Consider the following 9,242-nt stretch of genomic DNA (forward strand, 5'->3'; position numbering starts at 1 on the left):
ATGATGGGGATTTCCTGGGGCGGATTTAACTGCCTGCAGGTTGCCGCCCTGAACCCGCCTGCGCTCAAGGCGGTGATTTCCATCGCATCAACGGTGGACCGCTATAACGACGACATTCACTATAAAAATGGCTGTCATCTCTCGGCACAATTGTCATGGGCGGGCACAATGCTCGCCTATCAGTCACGCTCACCTGACCCGGCCTTGGTTGGTGATGACTGGCGCGCAATGTGGCTGCACCGCCTGAAGGAAGAGCCGCTCTTTTTGGAAGAATGGCTTCAACACCAGACCCGCGATGAATTCTGGAAGCATGCCTCGATCTGCGAGGATTTCGATGCCGTCAAAATCCCGTCGATGGTTCTGGCCGGATGGGCTGATGGCTATCGCAACACGCCAATGCGCGCGATTGAAGGCATGCCAGATCGCGCCAAGGCCCTGATCGGCCCATGGGTGCACAAATACCCGCACTTCGCATGGCCAAAGCCGCGTGCTGACTTCACAGGCGAAGCCATCAAATGGTGGAACAAATGGCTGCGGGGTGATGATAACGGTATGGATGACCTACCCCAGATGCGCGCCTATATCCTTGATGGCCCAAAACCGGCCCCGCGCCGCGATTTTGATCCGGGCTTCTGGATCGCCAAGGACACATGGTCGGAACCCGAAACCCAAACCCTTTATGTCAATGACGGCAGGCTCGCCTTCGAGGCAGGTGACGAAAGTGCCCCTGCGGCTGACATTTACTTGAAATCACCGCTCGATACCGGAACCGCATCGGGCGAATATTTCACGCTGAAACCAGATGCCGAAATGGCCATCGATCAGCGTCCGGATGACGCTGGATCGCTGGTCTTTGAAACCGCACCGCTTGAGGCCGAGATTGACCTTCTGGGCCGTCCGGTTTTGCGCGTTGATGTTGAATGCGATGCAGACTGGTCGAACCTGTGTGCGCGTCTGGTCGATGTGCATCCTGATGGTACGGCAACCCGTGTGTCGTTCGGGGTTCTGAACCTTGCCCACCGCGATCTTGATGCCAACTATGCCGATCCAAAGCCAATGCCGCGTGGCCAGAAAGTCACCATCACGCTGGTGCTTGATGCCTGCGGTTATCGCTTCAATGCCGGGCACCGCATGCGGCTTGCACTGTCGACATCCTATTGGCCGATGATCCTGCCAGCACCCTTTGACGCGGGCCTGACTGTATCACCATCTTCTATTGCGTTTGATCTGCCGTTGCTCGGCGCGCACGAGAAGATTGAGGTCAAAGAACCGGACAATCCCGATCCGCTGCCGAAATATATCGAACACAAACCGGGCCGAACGGAACGGAGTGTTCAACGCAATCTGACGCAAAATGAAACCCGCTATCGCATCTATGAAGATACCGGTCTTAATGAGCATCCGGACTCGCGCCTTGCGACCCGCCAAGTACGCAGCGAAACCTGGACGATCAATCCGCTTGATCCGACTTCGGTTAAGGGTGAGGCCGCCTGGACCTGCGATCTGGAACGCGATGACTGGTCGGTGCGGACCGACTGTCACGCAGAACTGACATGTGACCGCGACAACTGGTATGTGTCGGCCTGGGTGATTGGCTATGAGGGCAGTGAACAGATCTTTGAAAAGACTTGGGAAAAGGCCATTCCCCGCAACTTCATGTAACCATCTTGACGAAAAAAGGGCCGGATAACCGGCCCTTTTTTCTATTCCTACTCAACCATAGCAGCGATGGCATCACACAGATGCCCGAACGCTGTTTTAGCCCCCGGGCTCATATGCCGGGCACGTAGCCAGCCATGGATCATTTGGGGTTCTTCACGGTATTGAACGGAAATGCCCGCACGGGCAAGACGGGCGGTATATTCGCGGCCATCATCGCGCAGCGGATCAAAATAGGCCGCCGTGATAAAGGTCGGCGGAAGCCCACGCAGATCATCAACCGATAATGCATGGGCAAACGGATCATCCATCGGTGCCTTCAGCACATCACGGTAATAAATCACGTCGTCAGTGCTCAGCCCCGGCGCATTGGCCATCTGACCATAGCTTGGCCAGTTCAAGTCACCGCCGAGGGCCGGATAGATCAATGCCTGCCCCAAGACGCGGTTACCAAAGCCCTCTTCGCGGGCCCGAACCGCGATCCCCGCGGCCAGCATGCCACCCGCACTGTCGCCCACCAGCACAATCTTCTTGCCTGACGCCAGGATGCTTTGGGTCACCCGATGGCAATCTTCGTGCTGGGCGGGCCAGATATGCTCGGGCGCAAGACGGTAATCAATTGCGATCAGTTCGGCTTTTGCCGCCTCGGATATTTCCGCACAAATCGCATCATGGCTGTCGCGCGAACCAACCACAAAGCCACCGCCATGCATATAGACGATCTTGTGGTTTGAGGCGCAATCGGCCGGACGGTAATGGCGCACCGGTACGTCGGCAATCACGTCATCCTCGACCTGCATGTCGTCCGGATGCGGAAAGGCAAACTCGGCACAAAGCGCATCGTACCAGCTGCGTTGCTGGTCAATGGATGCCGCCACCGCGTCGGGCGGATAGAACCCGTCGCATTTGGCGATAAAGGCACGAATGCCTTCTTCCTCTGGCATCGGGTCATAGGTCACTTCGGGGGAAACCTGATCGGAATTGGCCATCAACGGATCCTTGGTCAAAGACGTGATAGATCAACCTAACGCGGATGCCCCCGCAGTTAAAGACTGCAGGGGCATCACACAGCGTTATTGTGAACTGGTTCCACGCAAAACGGATCGCGCGTTTTGACTAACCGATTGCACGACCAAGCTGATCTGGCTTGGGCAGGCTTGCATGGCGTTTTGCCATTTCGGCCAAATTGGTTGCCACCACGCCACCGGGCTCGGATGTGCGACGGGTTTTAAGGTCCACATGCAGCAACATGGTCTCAATCGTGGCCGCAACCGCACCCTCATCATTGATCAGACGATGGAACAAATGAAGCTTCTTGCCTTCGCCCTTGATCAGTTGGGTGGTCACACGGATATGGTCGCCTGCACTGATTTCGTGCAGGTAGCAGACATGGGTTTCAACCGTGAAATAGCTGCCCCCACTGGCAATATAATTTGCATCCGCCCCGACCATTTCCATGAAACGGTCGCTTGCCTGTGAACTGATCTCAACATAATGGGCTTCGTTCATGTGCCCGTTATAGTCGGTCCAGCTTTGCGGGATCTGGCGATCACCGGTGACAGGAAGATCATCCAACGGTGCCGGATCGGGCAAAGCTGCCTCGTGATCATTGATCGTGCCACCTGCGCCACTGCCCGATTTCTTGAGCGCGCGCATCATGCCAACAAGGTTGTCATCGCGCAGGCGTTCAAGGTCACGGATGCTCATATGACCGGACTGATCATCTGATTGCTGCGCAATACGCGCTGTCAATTCCGGGGTCAGTTCCGGCACATCCATCAGTTTCGTCCACGGCCATTTAAGGGCTGGTCCAAACTGGCCGATGAAATGCTCCATCCCGGCTTCACCGCCCGCAATGCGATAGGTTTCAAACAACCCCATCTGCGCCCAGCGAAGGCCAAAGCCATACCGGATGGCGTCATCAATTTCCTCGGTCGTTGCGACCTCGTCATGAACAAGCCACAGCCCTTCGCGCCAAACCGCTTCAAGCAAACGGTCGGCAATATGCGCATCAATCTCCTTGCGCACCACAAGCGGCTTAAGCCCGATAGAACGCAACACGTCACAGCCAGCTTCAAGCACCGATGCCTCGGTCGCGGCAGACGGCACGACTTCGATCAATGGCAGCAGATAAACCGGGTTGAATGGATGCGCGACGACGATCTGTTCGGGTTTGATTGAACCTTGCTGCAACTCGCTTGGCTTGAAGCCTGATGTCGATGACCCGATCAGGCAGTCCGACGGGGCATGGGCCTGAATTTGTGCAAGAATCTTGTGCTTAAGCGCAAGTTGTTCGGGAACGCTTTCCTGAATCCACTGCGCCCCGGCCACCGCCTTTGCCATATCGTCATGGAAGGTCAGTGTGCCTTCGTCTGGTAGGGCGCGATCGTAAAGTGCGGGCAGGCTTCGGCGTGCGTTTGCCAGAACTTCGTTGATCTTGCGTTCTGCCTGCGGATCCGGATCGAAAACCGCCACATCCCAGCCATTCAGCAAAAACCGCGCGGCCCAGCCGCCACCAATGACACCACCGCCAATGATGGCAGCTTTTTTGTTTGAGCTCGTGGACATTAGCATGGCTCCCGCTTGGTCAGGCCAAGCTTCTTGCGGACCGCATCCGGGCCAATCACGGTGGCCCCCATCCCTTCGATAATGCCAACCGCGCGCTCAACCAGCTGGGCGTTGGTGGCAAGCACGCCTTTCGACAGGTAGATATTGTCTTCCAGACCTGCCCGAACATTGCCCCCGGCCAAAACCGATGCGGCAACATAGGGCATCTGATCGCGCCCGATGGAAAAGGCCGACCAATTCCAGTCTGACGGCACATTGTTCACCATCGCCATAAATGTATTAAGATCGTTTGGCGCGCCCCAGGGAATACCCATGCAAAGCTGCACCAAGGCCGGGCTTTCAAGAATGCCCTCGGACACCAGTTGTTTGGCAAACCACAGATGGCCGGTATCAAATGCCTCGATCTCGGGCTTGACGCCAAGGTCGGTCATCATCTGTCCCATGGCGCGCAGCATGCCCGGCGTGTTGGTCATGACATAATCGGCCTCGGCGAAGTTCATGGTGCCGCAATCAAGGGTGCAAATCTCGGGCAGGCAATCAGCAATATGCGCCATCCGCTCCGACGCGCCGATCATATCGGTCGCGGCTTCATTGACCGGAAGCGGTGCCTCGGTCGAGCCAAAGACGATATCGCCGCCCATGCCAGCGGTCAGGTTAAGGACAACATCGACATCGGCTGCCCGCACACGTTCGGTCAGTTCGCGGTAATATTTCAAATCACGTGACGGCGCACCGGTTTCGGGATCACGCACATGGCAATGCACCACGGCCGCCCCGGCCTTGGCCGCGTCAATCGCGCTATTGGCGATCTGTTCGGGGGATCTTGGCACATGCGGGGATTTGTCCTGCGTGCCACCCGAACCGGTCACGGCGGCGGTAATGAAGACTTCCTTGTTCATCGAAAGCGGCATGATGGCCTCACTGTTTTTGCAATCATTCTCTGCCATCAGGATATCTCGATTGTCGATATTGATTTTACCTATCCCGTCATTTACTTTTCTGATCATGCCAAGCACGCATCACCGATTTGTCTTTGTCCTGTTTGACGGATTTTCCAATCTGGTTCTGGCCAGTGCGCTGGAACCGTTACGCGCGGCCGCAGGTCTGCCGGGCGGGCCGGAGATCAGCTGGGATATCTGCACAATTGACGGATCACCGGCGACAAGTTCCAGTGATCTTGTCATCACGCCGAAGGCCGCCCTCAATGCCATCCCTGACCCGACACATATCGATTATCTTGTGGTGATTTCGGGTTATGACATGCGCCATCATTTGTCGTCGCGCACCCGCGCAAGATTGCAAAATGCTGCGCAACATGCGCGCACGGTGATTGGTGTGGATACTGCCGCCTGGTTGCTGGCGTCGTGCAATATGTTGGCGGGAAAATCGGCGACCATCCATTGGCAGGAACTTGATCAGTTCCGTGAACAGTTCCCCGATGTCACCGTTTTGACAGATCGCTTTGTCGAAGATGGTAAAATGATCACATCCGGGGGGGCTGCAACCGTCATGGAAATGATGCTGCACATCCTTGCGCGGCAATATGGGCCAGCGGTTGCCTTTGATGTCAGCAATCTGTTTGTCTATGACGCCCGCCATCAGCGGCACGGCGACCCCAATATATCTGCACGCGGCGCAGACCGGTTGCATGGGCCGGGCGCGGATCATGTCAGGCGTGCGGTTGCCGAAATGATCGCCCATATCGAAACGCCGGTTGCGCTGAAATCCATTGCGATCCATGCGGGATGTTCGCTGCGCAGTTTGGATCGCGCCTTTCAGGACAATTTGCAGATGGCACCGGGGAAGTATTATCAAATGCTGCGTCTTGGCCGGGCCCGTGATCTGGCCCGATCCACCGACATGAAACTTGCCGACATCGCCCTTCAAACCGGGTTCAAAAGCCACGCGGCACTCAGCCGGGCCTATGCACAGGCCTTTGGCACAACCTTGCGCGCGATGCGCAGCAAACGTCGACCTGCCGCCGCCATTGGCACATAACAGACCAAGTTACAGCCGAATTGACTCAACGCTGTCCTTCAAAAGCCGCGCACTTTTTTCAAGGCCCTCACGCTCGGTACTGACAAGGTCGGGCATCAGATCCGTCTCAATCCCTTGCGCCCCGACCACGCGGGGAATGGACAGGGCAACATCCTTGACCCCGACAATTTCGGGTGTGACGCATGATACGGTCAGAACGTCATGCTGATCCTGAGCAATCGCCTTGATGATCCGCGCCAAGCCGGCCCCGATCCCGTAATAGGTCGCCCCTTTACCCTTGATGATTTTATAGGCCGCATTGCGCACACCATCATCAATGGTAGCACGCACATGTTCTGTAATCGGGGATCCGACCTGAGCGGCAATATCGGCCAGTGAAAGCGATCCAACCTTGGCGTTCGACCAGGCCAAGACTTCGCTGTCGCCATGTTCGCCAAGGACATAGGCGTGAACCGATTGCGGCGAAATGCCCAGATGACGCCCCAAAAGACTGCGGAAACGGGCAGTATCCAAGATCGTCCCCGAACCGATAACACGGTTGGCGGGCAGCGCGGATATCCGTTGGGTAATCTGGGTCATGATATCGACCGGGTTCGACGCAATCAGGAGAATTGCGTCAGGCGCCACAGCAAGAACATTACCCACCACATCCTTGAAAACGGCGGCGTTTCTTTCCAGCAAAGCCAGCCTGCTTTCACCCGGTTTTTGACTGACCCCGGCGGCAAGGACGATCACCGATGCCCCGGCAAGACCGACATAGTCAGCCGCCTCGACAATTGTTGAGGATAGAAACGGCACTGCGTGCGCAATGTCTTCGGCTTGGGCGACTGCCAGATCGTGGTTCTGATCGACCAGAACCACCGAACTTGCGAGTCCCATGACGGCAAGCGCATAGCCCGCCGAACTTCCGACCATACCGGCCCCGACAATGCCGACTTTCATCACCCGAATCCCCAATTTTCACCGTCTGTTGTCATGATGATGCCATTGCGACCGATTGACGTCAAAAAAAGCGAGGAAAACTGCTGTTGCACATTGAAATTTCTCCAGACAAAGGCCACCTAGCCGGTATCGTGTACCCGACAATGATAACTGCGTCGCAAAACTACTGCCCAATTGACTTATGCTTTCTCCCTTAGCGACCTCATTTAGAAATAGATTTTCTGATCGCTCACTCTTTACCGTGGGCGTGCCAAAGAGCAGGTTACCTGCCGGCGGAGTAGAGGGAGACTTTGGGTGCAACTGACGGCCCGCAAACCGGCACGTACATTGTACGTGAAACCATGTTCGTATTCGCTTTTGGGTGCGAATACCAATCGTGCCAACCACCATGGTGTTGCGGCAAACGGTTTCCTGCGTTCGGCACCATCACATTTTGTGCGGATGCAAAACTGTCAGTTACCTCGGCTATACCAACTTTCTCGCGCGCAGATAGCCACTGAAGACGTCCAGGAAATAAGCCCGAGGCCGGAAACAACCGGTTTCAATTGTCTGTACACCGACGAATGTGATCGGTGATATGCTTACGCCCTGATGCAAACGGCTAGCCATGCACAGGATTCCATCCAGATACCATTGAGAGAAGCCGAGGTATCCGACCATGCATTCTTCTGACATTCAAAAACTCGTCGCCCGCCGCCAGACATTCAAAAGCCTTGAAGCGCCGTTCTACAGCGATCAGGACATTCTGGATCTGGATATGGAAGTGATCTTTGGCCAGCACTGGATCTTTGTTGGCGTAGAGCCGGAACTGCCGGAGCCGGGCGATTGCATCACGGTTGAAATCGGCGGGGCGTCGATCCTGATCCTGCGTGGCGACGATATGGGCATCCGTGCCTTCCATAACGTTTGCCGTCACCGCGGTGCGAAACTGATCGACGAACGCCAAACCACGATTGGCAATATCGTCTGCCGTTATCATGGCTGGACTTACAACGAGGATGGCGACCTTATCCTTGCGGAACACATGGGCTCCGACTTTGATAAAAGCTGCCATGGTCTGAAAACCGTTCATGTGCGCTCCATCGCGGGCCTGATCTTTATCTGCCTCGCAAAAGATGCGCCGGCCGATATCGAAGAAATGGCCAAGGTCATGGAGCCGTATCTTGCACCGCATGACCTTGCCAACTGTAAAGTCGCCCACGTTTCCGAACTGATCGAGGAAGGAAACTGGAAACTGACCATGGAAAACAACCGCGAGTGCTATCACTGCGAAGGCAACCACCCGCAGTTGACCGTGCCGCTGTCAGAATTCGGTTTCGGTTTCTCGCCTGATGAACTTGATCAGCGTCGTTCCGAAGACGTTGCGAAATACACCCAGACCATCGCCAATGACCATGCCCGTTGGGAGGCCTGCGGCCTGCCGTCTGCTGAACAGGATCAATTGTCGAGCGTGACCGGTTTCCGCACCATGCGCCTGCCGCTGATGCGTGAAGGGGAATCACACACCCTTGATACAAAATCGGCATCCAAGAAACTGCTTGGCGATTTCACCGATGCCAAACTTGGCGGGCTCAGCTTCTGGACCCATCCGAACTCCTGGCACCACTTCATGGCTGACCATGTCGTGACCTTCTCTGTCCTGCCACTGGCACCGAACAAAACGCTGGTCCGGACCACCTGGCTGGTTCACAAGGACGCACATGAGAACGAGGATTACACGCTTGATAACCTCACCCATGTGTGGAACATGACCAACCAGCAGGATGCAGACCTTGTGCGCCTTGCCCAGATTGGCAGCGAACAGCCTGCATACGAACCGGGCCCCTATTCCAAGTTTACCGAACCGCATGTCGAAGCATTCTGTGACTGGTATATCAAGCGTCTGGAAGATCACTTCGCAACGACCAAAGCCGGGATTGCCGCAGAATGACCGACAAGAATACCACCGACAGCAACAAGGGCGATCAAGCCCCGGTCGAGGAAATTCTGACCGAAGTTACCCGGGTCCCGCTTTGGGACCCGGAAAATGACGACGTCCTTGTTTGCCGTCAGGTGCGTCAGGAAACGCACGACGT

7 protein-coding genes are annotated in these 9,242 nt (G+C 56.0%); 3 read left to right on the forward strand and 4 right to left on the reverse strand.

Going from position 1 to position 9,242, the window contains the following annotated elements; genetic code table 11:
• The coding region (locus B3Z49_RS03880) for a CocE/NonD family hydrolase (protein ID WP_296988354.1) at positions 1 to 1,662 on the forward strand (1,662 nt) is incomplete at its 5' end.
• Positions 1,663 to 1,709: 47 nt separating this feature from the next.
• Here B3Z49_RS03880 and B3Z49_RS03885 read toward each other — a convergent pair.
• The 3 genes from B3Z49_RS03885 to B3Z49_RS03895 all read right to left on the reverse strand — a co-directional run bounded on the left by B3Z49_RS03885 (position 1,710) and on the right by B3Z49_RS03895 (position 5,174).
• On the reverse strand, positions 1,710 to 2,648 hold the full coding sequence (locus B3Z49_RS03885) for an alpha/beta hydrolase (RefSeq protein WP_296988356.1): 939 nt from the start codon (positions 2,646 to 2,648) through the stop codon (positions 1,710 to 1,712).
• A gap of 127 nt (positions 2,649 to 2,775) precedes the next feature.
• Positions 2,776 to 4,227, reverse strand: a complete 1,452-nt coding sequence (locus B3Z49_RS03890; protein ID WP_296988357.1) for a carnitine 3-dehydrogenase — start codon at positions 4,225 to 4,227, stop codon at positions 2,776 to 2,778.
• Positions 4,227 to 5,174, reverse strand: coding sequence for a 3-keto-5-aminohexanoate cleavage protein (locus B3Z49_RS03895; RefSeq protein WP_296988358.1), 948 nt, complete (start codon positions 5,172 to 5,174; stop codon positions 4,227 to 4,229). The genes B3Z49_RS03890 and B3Z49_RS03895 overlap by 1 nt, the downstream gene beginning before the upstream one ends.
• Before the next feature lie 13 nt (positions 5,175 to 5,187).
• On the opposite strand from B3Z49_RS03895, the gene B3Z49_RS03900 reads away from it, so the two are divergent.
• Positions 5,188 to 6,225, forward strand: a complete 1,038-nt coding sequence (locus tag B3Z49_RS03900; protein WP_296988359.1) for a GlxA family transcriptional regulator — start codon at positions 5,188 to 5,190, stop codon at positions 6,223 to 6,225.
• 9 nt (positions 6,226 to 6,234) lie between these two features.
• Here the strand turns inward: B3Z49_RS03900 and B3Z49_RS03905 are convergent, their stop codons facing one another.
• Positions 6,235 to 7,167 carry an L-lactate dehydrogenase gene (locus tag B3Z49_RS03905; RefSeq protein ID WP_296988360.1) on the reverse strand — a complete coding sequence of 311 codons (933 nt, stop codon included), beginning with the start codon at positions 7,165 to 7,167 and terminating at the stop codon, positions 6,235 to 6,237.
• Positions 7,168 to 7,825: 658 nt separating this feature from the next.
• Here B3Z49_RS03905 and B3Z49_RS03910 point away from each other — a divergent pair.
• Positions 7,826 to 9,097, forward strand: a complete 1,272-nt coding sequence (locus B3Z49_RS03910) for an aromatic ring-hydroxylating oxygenase subunit alpha (RefSeq protein ID WP_296988361.1) — start codon at positions 7,826 to 7,828, stop codon at positions 9,095 to 9,097.
• Positions 9,098 to 9,242 lie beyond the last annotated feature (145 nt).

Origin of the sequence: Thalassospira sp. UBA1131 (genome assembly GCF_002311515.1) — a bacterium.
Classification (GTDB): domain Bacteria; phylum Pseudomonadota; class Alphaproteobacteria; order Rhodospirillales; family Thalassospiraceae; genus Thalassospira.